This window comes from uncultured Eudoraea sp. (assembly GCF_947258525.1).
Classification (GTDB): Bacteria; Bacteroidota; Bacteroidia; order Flavobacteriales; family Flavobacteriaceae; genus Eudoraea.
This window is the reverse complement of sequence record NZ_CAMYIP010000108.1, coordinates 1-16,850: the sequence shown is the minus strand read 5'-3', so window position 1 is coordinate 16,850 and position 16,850 is coordinate 1. Positions and strand designations below refer to the sequence as shown.

General features: G+C 37.3%; 14 protein-coding genes. 10 read left to right on the top strand and 4 right to left on the bottom strand.

All coding sequences use genetic code 11. From position 1 onward, the window contains the following. Positions 1-343 precede the first annotated feature (343 nt). From Q0X89_RS07955 to Q0X89_RS07910, 10 genes are all read left to right on the top strand, one after another. On the top strand, positions 344-3,523 hold the full coding sequence (locus Q0X89_RS07955; protein ID WP_297692893.1) for a TonB-dependent receptor: 3,180 nt from the start codon (positions 344-346) through the stop codon (positions 3,521-3,523). A gap of 9 nt (positions 3,524-3,532) precedes the next feature. Further along, positions 3,533-4,864 carry a RagB/SusD family nutrient uptake outer membrane protein gene (locus Q0X89_RS07950; RefSeq protein ID WP_297692891.1) on the top strand — a complete coding sequence of 444 codons (1,332 nt, stop codon included), beginning with the start codon at positions 3,533-3,535 and terminating at the stop codon, positions 4,862-4,864. 239 nt (positions 4,865-5,103) lie between these two features. Beyond that, entirely contained in the window at positions 5,104-5,811 is a 708-nt protein-coding gene (locus Q0X89_RS07945) for a FadR/GntR family transcriptional regulator (RefSeq protein WP_297692889.1), read from the top strand. Positions 5,812-6,049: 238 nt separating this feature from the next. Continuing rightward, positions 6,050-7,336: an MFS transporter gene (locus Q0X89_RS07940; protein ID WP_297692887.1), complete on the top strand. Its 1,287-nt coding sequence runs from the start codon at positions 6,050-6,052 to the stop codon at positions 7,334-7,336. A 42-nt stretch (positions 7,337-7,378) separates the two neighbouring features. Further along, entirely contained in the window at positions 7,379-8,143 is a 765-nt protein-coding gene (locus Q0X89_RS07935; protein ID WP_297692884.1) for an SDR family NAD(P)-dependent oxidoreductase, read from the top strand. A gap of 14 nt (positions 8,144-8,157) precedes the next feature. Then, entirely contained in the window at positions 8,158-8,913 is a 756-nt protein-coding gene (locus Q0X89_RS07930; protein WP_297692883.1) for an SDR family NAD(P)-dependent oxidoreductase, read from the top strand. 20 nt (positions 8,914-8,933) lie between these two features. Next, positions 8,934-9,974 carry a sugar kinase gene (locus Q0X89_RS07925; RefSeq protein ID WP_297692881.1) on the top strand — a complete coding sequence of 347 codons (1,041 nt, stop codon included), beginning with the start codon at positions 8,934-8,936 and terminating at the stop codon, positions 9,972-9,974. Between the two features lie 47 nt (positions 9,975-10,021). Continuing rightward, positions 10,022-11,239: a 6-phosphofructokinase gene (locus Q0X89_RS07920; protein ID WP_297692879.1), complete on the top strand. Its 1,218-nt coding sequence runs from the start codon at positions 10,022-10,024 to the stop codon at positions 11,237-11,239. A 12-nt stretch (positions 11,240-11,251) separates the two neighbouring features. Then, on the top strand, positions 11,252-11,920 hold the full coding sequence (locus tag Q0X89_RS07915; protein ID WP_297692877.1) for a bifunctional 4-hydroxy-2-oxoglutarate aldolase/2-dehydro-3-deoxy-phosphogluconate aldolase: 669 nt from the start codon (positions 11,252-11,254) through the stop codon (positions 11,918-11,920). 81 nt (positions 11,921-12,001) lie between these two features. Beyond that, positions 12,002-13,276: an Nramp family divalent metal transporter gene (locus Q0X89_RS07910; protein ID WP_297692875.1), complete on the top strand. Its 1,275-nt coding sequence runs from the start codon at positions 12,002-12,004 to the stop codon at positions 13,274-13,276. Between the two features lie 95 nt (positions 13,277-13,371). On the opposite strand, the gene Q0X89_RS07905 is transcribed toward Q0X89_RS07910, so the two are convergent. The 4 genes from Q0X89_RS07905 to Q0X89_RS07890 all read right to left on the bottom strand — a co-directional run. Next, positions 13,372-13,566 (bottom strand): cold-shock protein, encoded by a 195-nt coding sequence (locus Q0X89_RS07905; RefSeq protein WP_297692873.1) that lies wholly within the window; start codon positions 13,564-13,566, stop codon positions 13,372-13,374. Between the two features lie 54 nt (positions 13,567-13,620). Further along, complete coding sequence (locus Q0X89_RS07900; RefSeq protein ID WP_297692871.1) at positions 13,621-14,595, bottom strand: acyl-CoA desaturase; 975 nt, start codon at positions 14,593-14,595, stop codon at positions 13,621-13,623. Positions 14,596-15,113: 518 nt separating this feature from the next. Further along, positions 15,114-15,245, bottom strand: coding sequence for a hypothetical protein (locus tag Q0X89_RS07895; protein ID WP_297692869.1), 132 nt, complete (start codon positions 15,243-15,245; stop codon positions 15,114-15,116). 20 nt (positions 15,246-15,265) lie between these two features. Then, a partial coding sequence (locus Q0X89_RS07890) for an adenylate/guanylate cyclase domain-containing protein (protein ID WP_297692867.1) occupies positions 15,266-16,850 on the bottom strand: 1,585 nt, incomplete at its 5' end.

The following is a 16,850-nucleotide window of genomic DNA, read 5'->3' as shown; positions in this document are numbered from 1 at the left end:
AATTTGGTAAACCAGTTTGGATAACCAAAAAACAATCAATTACAAATACCAATTAAAAAACTAGAATTCATGCTAAATAACTCATCATAATAAAAAAAAGGATGTGTGCACGCCCATCCTTCTAAACGGATTACTTCTTATTAGAGGGAAGTAATACTCAAAAACATGTTATGCTTTACTATAAACATGTATTCTGCAAAAATTACAACATTACGGATACTTCGCGGAATTAGTTAGATGGTAAAGTAAAGAATTAAATGAGAACATAATAATTCTCATTGTTTTAATAATGCCGGAAATAGGCATTCAGAAAATTAATTTGTACTCACAAAAACCAATTCAAATGAATTTATTAACAAAATTATTCCTGATAGGATTATTGCTTGTCAGTATTCCCATAGTTGCGCAGGATAGCTTTACCGTCTCGGGTACGGTAACTGATGCAGATAATCAACCGATACCCGGGGTAAATATCTTGGTTGTGAACACCACCAGGGGGAGTCAGACAGATTTTGACGGAAATTACTCCATTAATGTTTCAAGCGGCGAATCGCTTCGTTTCTCTTATTTAGGATTCGTGAGTGAGACCGTGGAGATTATCAATCAAAGAACTTTGAATATCACGCTTCAGGAAGACACGGCACAACTCGATGAGGTGGTCGTCATTGGTTATGGAACTCGAAAAAAATCCTCCTTAACAGGTGCTGTTGCCAAAGTAAAAGGTAGTGAAATTGCAGCTATACAATCAACTCGTGTTGATGATGCACTAGGAGGTAAGTTAGCTGGTGTATTGATTCAACAGCAGGATGGGGCGCCGGGTGCGGATCCAAAGATCCAGGTTAGAGCAGCATCATCGGTTAATGGTAATTCAGATCCACTGATTGTTGTGGATGGGTATCCTATTTCAGGAAGTTTAGCAACTGTTAACCCAAACGATATTCAAAGCCTGGAAGTATTAAAAGATGCTGCCTCCGCTGCTATTTATGGTTCCAGGGGAGCAAATGGTGTTATTCTGGTTACAACCAAAAAGGGAACAACGGGTAAACCTACTTTTAGTTTTAATACTTTCGCGAGCGTATCAAACAGGTATTTGAGTGATAATGAACAACTTAAGACAGCTGGAGAATGGGCCAATATATTAGAAACCGGTATAGCCAATGGCACTTATGATGTATCTGAATTGGACCCTGCATTTTTAAATTATAAGATAAATGCCTATAAAAATTCACCCGATGTAGTGGCTGTAGAAGATTGGCTTTTTCAAACTGGATTTAGTGAAAACTACGACTTCAGCATGAGTGGAGGAACCGAAAATGTAAATTACTTTGGTTCAATTGGTTATCAAAATACGACTGGTATTGTACAAACACAAGGGTATGAAAGAGCAAACATACGTTTGAATATCGATGCTAAATTGGGGGACAGGTTTAAGACAGGATTAAGTTTCAATGGATTTTACTCTAATAGAGATATCGTTGGTTGGGACCAGAGAGATCTCTTAAGAGCGTATAGCGTTCATCCTATTTACCATACAGATGCGTCTATTGCATTCGTTCAACAATTAGATTCTCAAGCACAGGCCCTGGGACTTGCTTCATTTGACTCTGGGTATAGAGGAGGTGATGCACCTTTTAATAATAGTATCTATACTTTAGAGCCCGGTGATACGGCTCAAGACTGGCACTATGGAAGAAGTGGTAATGGTATTGGAGGATCAGGTGATTCAGGTCCTGCAACGAAGCTTGACAATACAGACCGATATGAAACAACGTATTTCGGTAACCTTCAGTCTTATTTGCAATTCATGATCATAGAAGGTTTAAATATAAAAACCGTTCTGGGAGCTGATCTTACAGATACCCAGAACTTTTACTGGCGAGGACAGGAGTTTGATTCCAGGGCACGTTCAAATCAAACTAATTTGGATCAAACAGATTTAAAACGAACTTCCATTTTAAGTGTAACTACCTTGGATTATACGAAGACAATTGGTAAACATGACATAGGTGCAGTAGCTGGAGTTGAATTTCAAACTTTCTATACCAATGGAACCACTTTAGACGGTACTAATGTGCCATATACCGATATTATAAATTATAACCTGTTAGATCCTGCAGATATCAACGTAACAGAGAGGAAAGAGAAAGTTGTAAGAACTGGCATTTTTGGAAGAATTAACTATGCTTATGACGATCGTTATTTGCTATCGGCATCATTGAGAAGAGACGGAGCTTCACTCTTTGGTGAAAATAAAAAATATGCAACATTTCCAGCACTTTCCATTGGATGGAATTTACATAACGAATCTTTTTACAACTCAGACGCAGTAAGCTTAATAAAACCAAGGTTTAGTACCGGGTCTTTAGGTTCTACCTCTGATTTAGGGGCTTATAATTCATTGAGTCTTTTGAACCCTGCACCAACAATATTCGGGATTGGATATCTAATCCCGTCAGACGTGGCAAACCCGAATTTAACCTGGCAAACTAATACTGAGACTAACTATGGAATTGATTTAGGTTTTGCAAAAAATCGTGTTAGATTAAGTGTAGACTACTACACTTCCGATATTGAAGACATCTTGATTAATCAAAGTGTATCTGAAGTTCTCGGTACCACTTCAATAAGGCTTAATTCCGGTGATGTTAGAAGTTCTGGTTTGGAGCTTGAACTCTCTGCAGCCATTTTCCAAAAACCAGATTTCTCCTGGAATATTGGTGCCAACTTTTCTACGGTTAAAACAGAAATTACAGACCTGGGAGGTCTGGATCAATTACCTGATGTAATATACGGCCAGAGTGGTAGAGGTCCTGTGTTTAGAAATTATGTAGGTGGAGAAATTGGAGAAATGTGGGCAGTAGAAACCATTGGAAGAGTTGAAGATAGCTTTATAGAAGATCCCACGAGAGTTGTTGGTTTGAATAGTTCAGAATATTATGTCGTAGATCAAAATGGTGATGGTGTAATAGATAGGACAAGAACAGTTGAAGATGGTGGAGACTTAGTGAAAGCAGGACAAAATACACCAGATTTTTACTATGGTCTGAACAGTTCAATGAGATATAAGCTTTTTGACTTTTCGTTTCAATTCCAGGGATCCCAGGGAGGTGATGTTTTCAATATTGACCCGATTTACTGGCAATCAGAATTTGGTGGAAGATTACGAGATAGCTTTGATGCTAATGACGATGGCATTGCTGATGCTAATGGACAGTTTTATGACCAGTCAAGAAATCAACTAGACGCGCAGATACAAGATGCGTCTTATCTGGCATTGAGAAACCTGACTATAGGTTATACGATTGATGCAGATGTGACTAGCAAAATAGGTATAAGCCGTTTGAGACTATATCTTGCAGCCTCTAACTTGTTGTATTTATGGGGTAATGATTACACCTCTTTCAATCCAGAGGGTGTTGAAATTACAAACACTGGTTATTTAGGACCAACAACATATGGGGTGCAAGTAGGTGCAAGTCCGATTGTGAGAAGCTTTACGTTTGGTTTAAATGTTAATTTTTAAAATAAAAAAATGAAAACAGTATATAAATTATTATTGGGATCATTGTTGTTAATAACAGCATGTGAAAATGATTTGGATCAGGTTCCATCAAATATTGCCAGTTCAGATTCTTTGGAAGATTTTGATGGAGTTGTGAATGCGGCATATTACTATCAGCTCGGCGCTGTTACGCCAATGGCAGTGATGGGCGACTTCAGAGCAGACAATGCTCTAATGGACGAAGAACCATATCCTGAATTTGATAGATACGGTCCTAATTTAACGGTTATGGAAGATCAATTTTTCGGACCTTTCTATACGGCATTATACAAGGCTATATTAAGTGCGAATAATGTAATTGAAAATTCTACAGATCCTGGTGATATTGGTGAAGCTAGTTTTTTAAGGGCTTTGTCTTACTTTAAACTAGTGCTGGTTTTTGGTGATGTGACAGTAAATTTAGTTCCTAACCCTAGTACAACAGATCCATCTATTTTGGTAAGACAACCGGCTGCTGATGTTTATAATAACGTGATTATTCCTGATTTGCAAAATGCAATAGCAGCTTTAGGTACAGAAATAGTAAATGGAAGGGCGTCTAAATACGCAGCTCAAGGATTGCTGGGCAAAGTATATATGCACAGAGGCAATTTTGGCAGTGCGGAATCACATCTGGCTGCTGTTGTAAACGGAGCTGCTGCTGCAGGGATTAGTTTACAAGCCAACTATGCTGACATTTTTGGTGAGATAAATGATTTGAATTCAGAAATCATATTTGCAACCCAGGTATCAAGTTCTATAGTGGATGAATATCCAGATTCGGAGTTTTGGTCATGGTATGGTGGACTTGATACAAAATCTCTGATGCCTTTAGATCCGGATTTAATTGCTGCTTTTGATGCTAGTGATGCTAGTGGCGGAGGTACAGATTTAAGAAGAGCGGTAAATATTGATGAGCTACTTATGGCGTCTCCAAAATTTCCTCAAACAGGAGGTCCTGATCACGACTGGATAGAACTGAGATTAGCAGATGTTATTCTATTATATGCAGAAGCATTGAATGAGAATGGTGCTTCTCCTGAAGCTGTACTCGATCTATTAGATCCTATACGAACCAGGGCTGGCTTAACACCTTTGGATCATACGGTCCTAAATACTACGGCTTTGGTTAGACAGGCTATCTATGATGAAAGGAGATTAGAGTTGGCCTTTGAAGGACACAGATGGTTTGATTTGGTTAGAACAGGTACTGCAGATGCTGAAATGGGAGAAACGATTGATAGTAATTATCTTTTATTTCCAGTTCCAATTTCAGAAATTCTTGCGACCAATGGAGTGATTACTCAGAATCCTGGGTACTAGGGCATTATTATAAGTTGATCATTATTATGGTCAAGAAATATAAAAATAGTTGTTTGAGTTAGTTTTTTACAAGTGGTATAGCCGGCCCTTGGCAGGGCCGGTTTACCCATAAAATACTAAATTGGTAAGTAATCAGTTTTTTTATCCAATAGATGTTTTGTATTACGAGATTAATTGTTATAAATTTCACCAACCAATCTGGTTAACCAATTTTAATACGAAAAATAATTTATTGATATATGAAATTAGAAATCCTAACAAAAAGTGAGAATCGTGAAATTCAAAATACGATAATAACTAAAATCCGGGATTTGATCAATTTTAAGAATTTGGAACCTGGTGATAAGTTGCCTTCCGAAAGAATGCTATCTGAAAAATTTGGAGTAAGTAGGGGTAATGTCCGAGAGGCAATCCAAACTTTAGAGTATTATGGAATTTTAAAAACAATTCCACAAAGTGGCACATTTGTAGCCAATATTGGAGTGATTGCAATGAATGGTATGATCGAAGATATTCTTCGGTTGGTAGATCCGGATTTCAAATCCCTGGTTGAAACCAGAATACTCCTGGAATTAAAAACCGCCAGGCTTGCAGCTTTAAGGAGAACCAATGTGGACCTGCAATCAATGCGGAACGCTTTGGATGCTTATACAGCGAAGGTACTTAATGGAGAAGATGCCGTTCAGGAGGACTTGCTTTTTCACCTGGCGATTGCAGAGGCGTCTGGTAACAGTACCATGATTAGGTTAATGCTCATTATTACTCCAGGGATATTAACAAATTTTGAAAAATACCACGTTTGTGATGTTAACCAGGCATTTATAGGGATACAGGAACATGAAGATATTTATAAGGCCATTGAAAGTAACGATCCTAAATTGGCTAAAGAGAAAATGAAAGTTCATTTTAAAATGCTTTACCAGTATTGTTATAACATAAAAGACTAATCAAATACCAGAGGATAAGATTGCACGCTTTTATCTTCAGGAAATAGTAATGGAGGGAAATCTATACTTAATCATTTTTACTATAAAAATTCTTTGTAATTGATTCAGTTGAATACTCCCAGTGTTTTTCGGTAATATTATGTAATTCTAACAGAAGTAGGTCTCTGACTTATTTAACGGTGCATGTTTTTGTTAGGTTAAATACGATCTGGCATCCACATTAATTAAATATCAAATTATGAAAGTTAAGGGATTAAGATGGTGGATTATTGGGTTAATATTCTTATCAACAGTTATTAACTATATAGACAGAAGTGCGCTTGGTATTATGTGGGGAAGTGAAGATCTCGAAGGTTCAATTTCGTATTCATTAGGCCTTACAAAAAGTGATTATGGTAATATTCTTAACATATTTATGGTTGCCTATGCTCTGGGGCAACTTTTTTCAGGTAAATTATTTGATAAAGTAGGAACAAAAATAGGATACGTTTTAAGTATAGGAATTTGGAGTTTATCTACAATGCTACATGCAACAGTAACAGGATTTAAATCTCTTGCTTTTTTTAGAACTACTTTAGGTGTTTCTGAAGCTGGAAACTGGCCAGGAGCTGTAAAAAGTAATGCCGAATGGTTTCCAATTAAAGAACGGGCCATAGCGCAAGGTTTGTTTAATGCCGGGGCATCTATAGGCTCAGTTATTGCTCCTTTACTAATAGCAACTTTCTATGTTGCCTATGGATGGAGAATCACATTTATAATTGTTGGAGCTATGGGTTTGCTATGGATTATACCTTGGTTAATTATTAATAAAAAAGGACCAAAATACCATCCCTGGATTACAGAAGAAGAACGACAGTATATCGTTGAAGGGCAAAGCGAAGCAGATCAAAATGAAACAGAAGATACAAAAGGAAAATCTTTAACAGAGATCCTATCATTTAGAGAATCCTGGGCTGTAGTAGCTGGTAGATTCTTCTTAGAGCCAATTTGGTGGTTATTTGTAGGCTGGATGCCAATTTATTTATTTGATGTATATGGATTTAATGTAAAAGAGGTTGGTATGTTCTTATGGGTGCCATATGTAGGTGCAGCTATTGGAAGTATTGCAGGAGGATATGTTTCAGGAAAAATTATTGCCAAATCAAATTCAATTGATAAGGGTAGAAAAATAACAATTTTAATTGGCGGAATTATCATGTTATTAGGTCTAATAGCAACTGTACTTATTGGTGATACTGCTGAAAAATTTGTAGTCATTGTGTTCTTTGTGTTATTCGGATTCCAATTTGCTATTAGTAATGTGCAGACACTTCCAAGTGATTTCTTTGGCGGAAAATCTGTAGGATCATTAGCAGGATTAGGAGGAATGATTGGCGTATTCTCTGTAATTATTATGAACTTTTTAGTTCCTATAGTTGTAGATAAATTCTCTTATACTCCAATTTTTATAGCAATAGCAATATTTGTCCCTCTTGGCGTAGGATCTATATATTATTTCGCAAGAAAAATTAAATCAGTTGAATAAAAAAATCGATAAAAAATATTTAAAAACTAAAGAAAACCTAAAATGAATAAAAACAAAGATAAAGTAGCAGTTGTAACAGGAGCAACTGGGGGTATTGGATTCGCAGTGGCAAAAAGATTAGGTGAAGATGGATATACCGTGGTATTAAACGGAATTGAAGATGAAGCGGGAGCTAAACGAGTTGAAGAACTTGCGGCGGAAGGAATTGCTGCAGAGTATTATGGATTTGACGTTACTAAAGATGAACAAGTAACATCAAATATCACTAAAATTGGAGAAAAGTATGGCAGAATTGATGTGCTGGTTAATAATGCCGGAGGTTTAGGGGGAAGGTCCAGGTTTGAAGAAATGACAACAGATTTTTACAGATTTGTAATGGCGCTAAACCTTGATTCTGTATTTTTTGCTTCAAGAGCTGCGATACCGTTTCTTAAGAAGGGAGATCACCCTTCTATAATTAACTATACCTCAAATGCAGGATGGACCGCAGGAGGACCTGGAGCTGGTATTTATGGAACATCTAAAGCCGGAGTACATGCTTTAACAAGAGCATTGGCGAAAGATTTAGCTGAATATGGGATTAGAGTAAATGCCGTATCTCCCGGTACAATTGACACGCCTTTCCATGCTCAAATTAAAGCAACTAAACCGGAAGTTTTTGCTTCTTGGGCAAATAGTATTATGTTAGGAAGATTGGGCCAGCCAGAAGATGTAGCTTCTGTTGTTTCATTCCTGGCAAGTAAGGATGCATCTTTTATAACAGCTGAAACTATTCAAATTGGTGGTGGGCAAGCATTAGGAATTTAGTATTTAACATAAGAATGAGTAAATTAAAAGGTAAAGTAGCAATAGTTACCGGAGGTGCAAGAGACATAGGCCTAGCGATATCTGTTAAACTTGCAAAAGAAGGTGCCAAAGTAGTGGTAAACTACTTTAATTCTGAATCTGAAGCAAAGGAAACAGTAGATAAAATAAAAGCTGCAGGAGGTGAAGCTATGGCAGTAAAAGCTGATGTATCAAAACTAGATGATATTGAGAAACTAAAGGCGAAATCGGTTGAAGCATTTGGAGATAAAGTCGATATTTTGGTTAGTAATGCAGGTGGTCTTTTTGCGCGTAGAACATTACAGGAATTTGATGAAGCATTTTATAATTTGGTTATGGATGTCAACTTCAAATCTGTAGTGTTTATAATGCAGGCATTTGTACCTTTAATGGGTAAAGGTTCCTCTATAATTAACCTTTCTTCACAAGCTGCAAGAGATGGCGGCGGTGGCGGTTCTTCTTTATACGCTTCTTCCAAAGGTGCTGTATCTACCTTTACAAGAGCCATGTCAAAGGAGCTTGGGCCTAAAGGAATTCGAGTAAACGCGCTCTGTCCAGGTTTAATAGGAACTAAATTCCATGATGACTTTACAAAAGATGACGTTCGTACAAAGGTTGCTGCAATTACCCCGCTAAGAAGAGAAGGTTCAGCTGCTGAAGTGGCAGATTTAGTTGCATATTTAGCTTCAGATGAATCCTCATTCCTTACTGGAAATAATGTAGATATAAATGGAGGATTAGCATTTAGTTAATCACTAAAAATGAAAATAAGATGAAAAAAGTTGTGACTTTTGGAGAGATAATGTTACGTTTAGCTCCACCCGGATTTTTACGTTTTTCTCAAACTAACAGCTTTGATGTCATTTATGGTGGGGGAGAATCTAATGTAGCTGTGTCATTGGCAAATTATGGAGTGCCAGTCGACTTTGTTACTCGTTTACCTGAAAATGATATCGGGCATTGTGCTTTAATGGAAATGCGCAAGAGGGGTGTTAATACTCAAAATATAATTTTTGGCGGTGAACGCTTAGGTATTTACTTTTTAGAAACAGGTGCCGTAAGTCGTGGCAGTAAGGTGGTCTATGACAGGGCACATTCTGCAATTTGCGAGATTGAACCAGGCATGATCGATTGGGCAAAGGTATTCGATGGGGCAGGTTGGTTTCATTGGACCGGTATTACTCCTGCAATTTCACAAGGAGCAGCAGACGCTTGTCTGGAAGCAGTGAAAGTTGCCAGCAAGATGGGCATTACCATATCAACGGACTTGAATTACCGCGCAAAATTATGGCAATACGGAGGAGACCGTGAGGCAATTATGACTGAATTGACTTCATACTGTGATGTTATTCTTGGCAATGAGGAAGATGCCGAAAAACATTTTGGTATTAAACCCGAAGGGCTCGATATTACAACCCAGGGACATGATGTAAAAGCTGAGGCCTTCTTATCAGTCTGCAAACAGATGATAACTAAATTCCCTAAAGCTAAAAAAGTGATTACCACCTTAAGAGGATCCATTTCAGCTTCACACAATACCTGGGCGGGGGTACTTTACGATGGAAAGAAAATGTATGAGACCAGACAATATCAGATAACACATATTGTGGATAGAGTAGGAGGAGGCGATTCTTTTATGGGGGGATTAATTTATGGCTTATTAAAATACCCTGAAGATGATCAGAACGCCCTTGATTTTGCGGTAGCAGCATCTTGTTTAAAACATACCATAAAAGGCGATGCCAACCTGGTTACGGTAGATGAAGTACAAAAATTGGCTGGCGGTGATGCCTCAGGGAGGGTAGCAAGATAAGTCAACATTATTTATAAGATTACCTAACGTTTATAACTTTTTCTTAATTGTCTAAAAGCAAATCAATACTGATAATTTGTGGAGGTGGTCCGGCACCAGGAATTAATTCTGTAATCAGTACGGTCGCCAAGGCTTTTTTGAAGGATGGTTATAGGGTATTAGGTCTTCATGAAGGGTTCAAAGGTATATTTAGTGAGGATCCGGATATTAAAGAGTTCGATTTTGATCATGCCGATAGAATTTTCAGCCGTGGTGGCTCTACCTTAATAATGAGCCGTTTTAAACCGAGGAATGAAAAACTCAATACGAATCTTTTTTTGGAAAACAACGTAAAACTATTGGTTAGTATAGGCGGTGACGATACCGCATCTACTGCAAATAGAATAACAGCATTTTTGGAAAAGGAGAATATTTTCATCTCAAATATCCATGTGCCCAAAACAATTGATAATGATCTGCCCTTACCTGATAGAAATCCAACTTTTGGATTTCATTCAGCAAAAGATGAAGGGGTGCGTATAGCAAATACAACATATGAAGATGCGCGTACAAGTCAAAATTGGTTCGTAATGTGTGCCATGGGAAGATCGGCCGGGCATTTGGCATTCGGGATTGCGACAAGTTGCCATTTTCCTATGATGATCATCCCAGAAATGTTTGATAAGACCAGCATTACTTTGGATAAAGTGGTTCGGCTTATAATTTCATCCATCATTAAAAGGAAGGTTGAAAATATAAATTATGGGGTAGCAATGGTAAGTGAGGGAGTTTTTCATTCAATGCCAAAATCCGAATTAGATAAAATTGGTATTAATTTTACCTATGATGATCATGGTCACCCTGAATTGGGAAATGTGAGCAAATCGCATATTTTTAACATGCTTCTCCAAAAGGAATTAGAAGAACTAGGAATAAACGTTAAGAGCAGACCAGTAGAATTGGGTTACGAGCTTCGTTGTTGTCGACCCATAGGATTTGACCTCACCTTGTGTACGCTTTTAGGGCTTGGGGTTAAAAAATTATTTGATAAAGGTCTTAGTGGTTGTATGGTCACGGCAAATTCCAGAGGGGAGATATCACCACTTTTTTTGTCCGAAATACAAGATGAGGATGGAAAAATACCTCCTCGATTGGTGGATATAAACTCTGAATTTGCAAACCTATGTTTTCAAAATCTGGATTATTTAAGCGAAGATGACTATGCAGCTGCAAAGAAGTATTTAAATAACCCTGCTAAGTATGATTTTAAAAGAATATTAAACTAAATATAAAATATAGTGGCACAGTATTCAAGAATTGAAGTAGCATCGGTAATGAAGGAAACAGGAATGGTTCCTTTGTTTTATCACCCTAATGTTGAATTGGGAAAAAAAGTATTAAGGGCCTGCTATGATGGTGGGGCAAGGCTTATGGAGTTCACTGCTAGAGGTGATTATGCCTTTGAAGTGTTTTCAGAACTGAACAAATATGCGATAAAAGACATGCCGGGAATGATTATGGGCGTAGGATCTATAACAGATGCGGGGGCTGCAAGCATGTTTATGCAAATGGGAGCCAACTTTATTGTGACCCCATCACTAAGAGAAGATATTGCAATTGCCTGCAATAGAAGAAAAGTATTGTGGTCGCCAGGTTGCGGTTCCTTGACAGAAATCAATAGGGCTGAGGAATTGGGATGTGAGATCGTGAAGTTATTTCCGGGAGATCTTTATGGCCCCGGTTTTATAAAAGCAATTAAAGGGCCACAACCCTGGACTAGTATTATGCCAACCGGTGGTGTGAGTACAGAAGAAGCAAATCTTAAAGCATGGTTCAATGCCGGGGTTACATGTGTGGGTATGGGATCTAAACTTATTAGTAAAGAAATTTTATCAAATAAGGATTATACCGGATTAGAGAATAAGGTTAAAGAAACCTTATCCCTTATTTCTAAGCTCCGAGCTTAAATTCAAAATTTTTCCATCTAAACTATATTCTCAGATATAGTAATAATCCTAACAGAAAAATATCACGCTAAAGAATCTACTATGGGTGAAACCAAAAAGAGTAAATCAATTTTTAAGAGGCTTCTGGCGCTGATTTTAGCTTTCGGCCCCGGTATTTTCGCTATTGGTTATACCATTGGAACCGGAAGCGTCACTTCAATGATAGTAGCCGGCAGTACTTACGGGATGCAATTGTTATGGGTACTCCTAATTAGCTGCATATTTTCAGGACTACTGATGTATGCCTATGGGAATTATGCACTGATTTCAGGTGAAACGGCACTTTACAGTTTTAAAAGACATATAAAAGGAGGAAGGCTAATTGCCATACTCATTATAATTGGAATTTCTTTTGGTCAATGGAATTCTCTTATGGGTATTTTAGGAATCTCAGCAACTATTATTTATGAAATATTTCTAATATATTTCCCTCAATTAGAAGGGGTTAGATATGAAAGCGTTCTGTTAATTGCAGTTGTGGTTATTGCAATTATGTACGCCTTATTGCTCGTTGGTAAATACACTTTTTTTGAAAAGATTCTGGTCATATTTGTAACCATAATGGGGCTTTCTTTTATAATATCCCTTTTTATGGTACATCCACTGCCGGAAGAAGTGATACGGGGATTGGTACCATCTATCCCCGATGTTAAAGGAGGTAAAATGATGGTGGCGGCATTCGTTGGTACAACCATGGCTGCAGCTACATTTTTATCAAGACCCCTTTTTGTTAAAGGAAAAGGCTGGAATATCAATAATTTAGATCAACAAAAAAAAGATGCGATTATTGCGGCTATTCTGGTGTTTATAATAAGTGGCTCCGTAATGGCTGTTGCAAGTGGTGCGCTGTTTCATCAGGGCCAACCTGTTACCCGGGTACTGGATATGGTGAATACTCTGGAACCAATTGCCGGTAAATTTGCATTAACACTTTTTTTCTTTGGAACCCTGAGCGCCGGATTATCTTCCATTTTCCCTTGTTTACTGATAGCTCCTATTTTATTGGCCGATTATCAATCGGGAGAATTAGATACGAATTCACGTCAGTTTAGAATTATTACGGCAATTGCCTGCTTGTTTGCTTTAATCGTGCCTGTATTTGGTGCTAATCCCATTGAAATGCAAATTTTATCACAAGTCTTCAACGTTTTTGTTTTACCAGTAGTGATATTTGGAATTCTTCTACTGATAAACAATAGGAAAATAATGAAAAACCATAAAACCAGCATTTGGATTAATCTTGGTTTAGGCGCTTCTTTACTTTTTTCATGTATTATTTCTTATAATGGCGTACTGGCACTTCTGACGTACTTTTAAACACACAATGATTTAAGCAATATTTTAGTTTAATTGTGGCAAATAAAAAAGCCATCAGTTATGATGGCTTTGAATTTAGTTTTGGTATTCAGGACTTAGTCGATGACTTCCACATTTACTGCGTTCATTCCCTTTTGTCCTTTTTCCAAATTAAACTTTACGTTGTCGTCCTCATTAATTTCATCAATAAGACCACTTTGGTGTACAAAAATGTCTTCTTCAGAATTAACTGGTTTTATAAAACCAAATCCTTTGGCCCTATTAAAAAATTTCACTGTTCCTTCTTCCATTACTTTGATATTTATTATTAATTATATTATTTAATTCTTGTTTTTATATTTTTGTCAATTCTTTAGTGCTATTACCTTTAAAGGCGATACTTTGCCTAATTCTTTTAACATTTTGATATGGTCCCAAATAGCGGATGCAAGAGTGCTTTTGGTATGATACGGAATGCCGTATTCCTTAGCCGTAAGTTCTACAATACCAGATATTTTTTTATAATGGATATGACAAATATTAGGCAATAGGTGATGCTCTATTTGGTAATTTAACCCCCCAATTAACCATGATAAGAACCCGCTTTTTGGCGAAAAATTACTGGTCGTTGCCAATTGATGTGCATACCAGTCACCTTCCAGCATGCCATCTCCATCAGGTAAGGGAAATTCTACGCTGGGCGTGATATGTGATACCTGAAACACAATACTGATTAAAATACCAGTCATAAAGTGCATACTAAAAAAAGCCAGAATAATGATCCATGGTGCAAGAGGTACTATCAAAATTGGTAAGATTAATGCATACGAATAATAGAAAAGTTTCCATCCTATTAATTTTGCCAGTTCCGTTTTAAATTCATTTTTTTTACTAAAAAAACCTTTTTTTCTATAACGATTTATTCTGACAAAATCCTTAGAAGTGATCCAGGAAATGGTAGACAGACCGTAGAAAAACCAGACATATATATGCTGAAACTTATGTAGCCGGTTCTTTTTCGCATGCGGTGAAAAACGCAGGACAGACGGAGGATTTATATCATCATCTGATTGATCTATATTTGTATATGTATGATGTAAAACATTGTGCTGTATCCTCCATACTGTGGAGTTTGCACCAATAAGGTTCATGGTGTAGCCAAGGTATTTGTTAACGTATTTATTCGTGGAATAAGAACCGTGAATGGCATCATGCATAATACCCATACCAATTCCTGCCATTCCTAGGCCACTAATAAGGTATAGTATAAATAGCATTCCTGCACCTGTTATAAAACCACTATTGATAATTATAATTGGTAAAACAAATAAGGATAACATAAGTATGGTCTTTAAAACCATGCTCTTGTTTGCATGTTTACTAAGTTCATTTGTTTTAAAATATGTATTGACTCTTTCTTTTAATGTCTTAGAAAAATCTGAACTTCTTCTTTTTGAAAATTTTGGATTTTTAATACCGGAATATTTTAATTTTATAGCTTTTTCCCGGCTTTTGAGATTAACGAACGTATTTATTCCTTGTTCATTAAAAACGGTGGGGCGGTAAATAATTTGAGAATTTTTGGAGAAACTAATTGAAGTATATGAGGAAAATTACTTTTCACTTAAAAGCACTTCTAAATCAGAATCTCTTTTTCCTATTATTGGCGTATAAAATGGTTTTAGCACTATTGCTATTAAAAAACTGAAGAGAGCGGGAGTAAATTAAAGATCCGGGTAGATCAAAATAAAGGTAGGCTTTCTGACCTTCTAACGTTGCAAAGGTACCTTTTATTTGAACTAGCATTCCAAATAATGTGTTAAAGTGCTAAAAATGAACAATTTATTTGTAAGTCTGGTTATTCAAATTGTTCTTCCACATCTATTAAATTGTCGTCCGGGATGCGATCAATCATTTTATTATAAGGATCTATTCCAGCCTTTATTGGTAATTTTCCCATTGTATAAGTAAAGGAAATTTTGCCTGGCATTATGGCTATCTGATCTAAAATCAAATATTGATTATATTCTCCTTCTTAGCTTTAATGGTTGGTTCATCTTTCTTCTCATTTACAAAATACATATCCATCATCCCTTTGTTTTTAACATGTATCTGCCCCCGATGTTCACATGCATAGCTATCTCTGATAAGTAAGTAGGTACTTTGAGAGACATTTACCCTTCCCGGTTCCGATAAGGATTCCATACGCGCCGCTACGTTCACCGTATCGCCCCAGATGTCATAGGCAAATTTCCGGGTGCCTACGACGCCGGCAATAATGGTTCCTGTATTGATGCCAATACGGACATCGAAGGGAACAATATCCTTAGGTGGGTTGAGTTTGGTTTCTTCCATCACCTGTGCAATTTCAAAAGCGGCCTGTACCATTTTATAAGGATGGTCTTCGGTAGGAAAGGGTAATCCCCCTGCGCACATATAGGCATCACCTATGGTTTTAATTTTTTCGAGCTCATATTTTTCCATAATGGCGTCGAACTTCGAAAAATAATAATCCACCGTTTTAACCAGTAACTCCGGGGATAGATTCTGTGAAAAACTGGTAAATCCTTTAAAATCTGTAAACATGACAGTCACCGATTCAAATTTTTTGGCCTTTACCTTACCAAATTGTTTTAGTTCCAGTGCGGTCTCATCCGGTAGGATATTTAATAACAGATTTTCAGATCTGTTTTTCTCCTCTTCGATGATCTTATTCGTTTTCTTTACATAACGGTATCTTTTGTAGGATCCTACAGCAAGTACAAAGACTAAAATCAAGGATAAAATACCGCCGTAGATGACATACTTCTGTCGCTCTACCTGTAATTCGGAGATTTCGGCTTCCTGCTCCAACAAACCTATTTCATCCTGTTTCTTGTCAAGGTCAAAATCGAATTGTAAGCCGCGGATTTTATCATCCGTTGCTACATTAAAGAGGGAATCTTTCTTAGCGATCAGTTGGGTTTGGTATTTAAAGGCATTTAGGTAATCTCCCTGATTGGCATAAGCCACGGAAAGTCCTTCATAAATGTCCTTCAATTCAAATTTGATGCCCATTTCATTTGCAATGGATTCCGCTTCCTTAAACGCCCTTGAGGCCTTTGGAAAGTCATTGTTCTGGTAAACCTTCCCAAGTTCAATCAGGGCCTGTACCATTTGCAGCTGTTGGTTGTTCTCTTTGGCATTTTGGTATGCCTGGTCCAGATAGTCTATTGCTTTAAATGTATCACCCATTTTAAATTCCACGATGCCCAGCTTGGTGAGGTTGTTGGCATAGTTGGCAGTATTTTGGGTCAAAGGCAATGCATCCTGATAGTATTTCAAGGCGTCATCAAACTTCCCCTGCAGCAGGTAGATCTCTCCCTCCCCCATTAAATAGGATGTCGTTATTTGGGGTTCGTTCAATCCTGGCAAATACTTAGGGATCCGGTTAAAGTATTCCAACGCCTTGTCATGGTCCTTGGGGGTGTCCCCATACACACCACCAATATTTAACAAAGCCGAAGCAATCCGTAAGGTGTCCTGTATTTTTTCCGCAATGCTTAATGACCTCAGATAAAAATCGATCGCCTTTGTATTACTTCCCTGGCTGTAA

Excerpts from the sequence above, each read along its gene's own strand:
- Q0X89_RS07955 (WP_297692893.1), top strand. The coding sequence starts at position 344 with ATGAATTTATTAACAAAATTATTCCTGATAGGATTATTGCTTGTCAGT.
- Q0X89_RS07950 (WP_297692891.1), top strand. The coding sequence starts at position 3,533 with ATGAAAACAGTATATAAATTATTATTGGGATCATTGTTGTTAATAACA.
- Q0X89_RS07945 (WP_297692889.1), top strand. The coding sequence starts at position 5,104 with ATGAAATTAGAAATCCTAACAAAAAGTGAGAATCGTGAAATTCAAAAT.
- Q0X89_RS07940 (WP_297692887.1), top strand. The coding sequence starts at position 6,050 with ATGAAAGTTAAGGGATTAAGATGGTGGATTATTGGGTTAATATTCTTA.
- Q0X89_RS07935 (WP_297692884.1), top strand. The coding sequence starts at position 7,379 with ATGAATAAAAACAAAGATAAAGTAGCAGTTGTAACAGGAGCAACTGGG.
- Q0X89_RS07930 (WP_297692883.1), top strand. The coding sequence starts at position 8,158 with ATGAGTAAATTAAAAGGTAAAGTAGCAATAGTTACCGGAGGTGCAAGA.
- Q0X89_RS07925 (WP_297692881.1), top strand. The coding sequence starts at position 8,934 with ATGAAAAAAGTTGTGACTTTTGGAGAGATAATGTTACGTTTAGCTCCA.
- Q0X89_RS07910 (WP_297692875.1), top strand. The coding sequence starts at position 12,002 with ATGGGTGAAACCAAAAAGAGTAAATCAATTTTTAAGAGGCTTCTGGCG.
- Q0X89_RS07905 (WP_297692873.1), bottom strand. The coding sequence starts at position 13,566 with ATGGAAGAAGGAACAGTGAAATTTTTTAATAGGGCCAAAGGATTTGGT.
- Q0X89_RS07900 (WP_297692871.1), bottom strand. The coding sequence starts at position 14,595 with ATGTTATCCTTATTTGTTTTACCAATTATAATTATCAATAGTGGTTTT.
- Q0X89_RS07895 (WP_297692869.1), bottom strand. The coding sequence starts at position 15,245 with ATGCCAGGCAAAATTTCCTTTACTTATACAATGGGAAAATTACCAATA.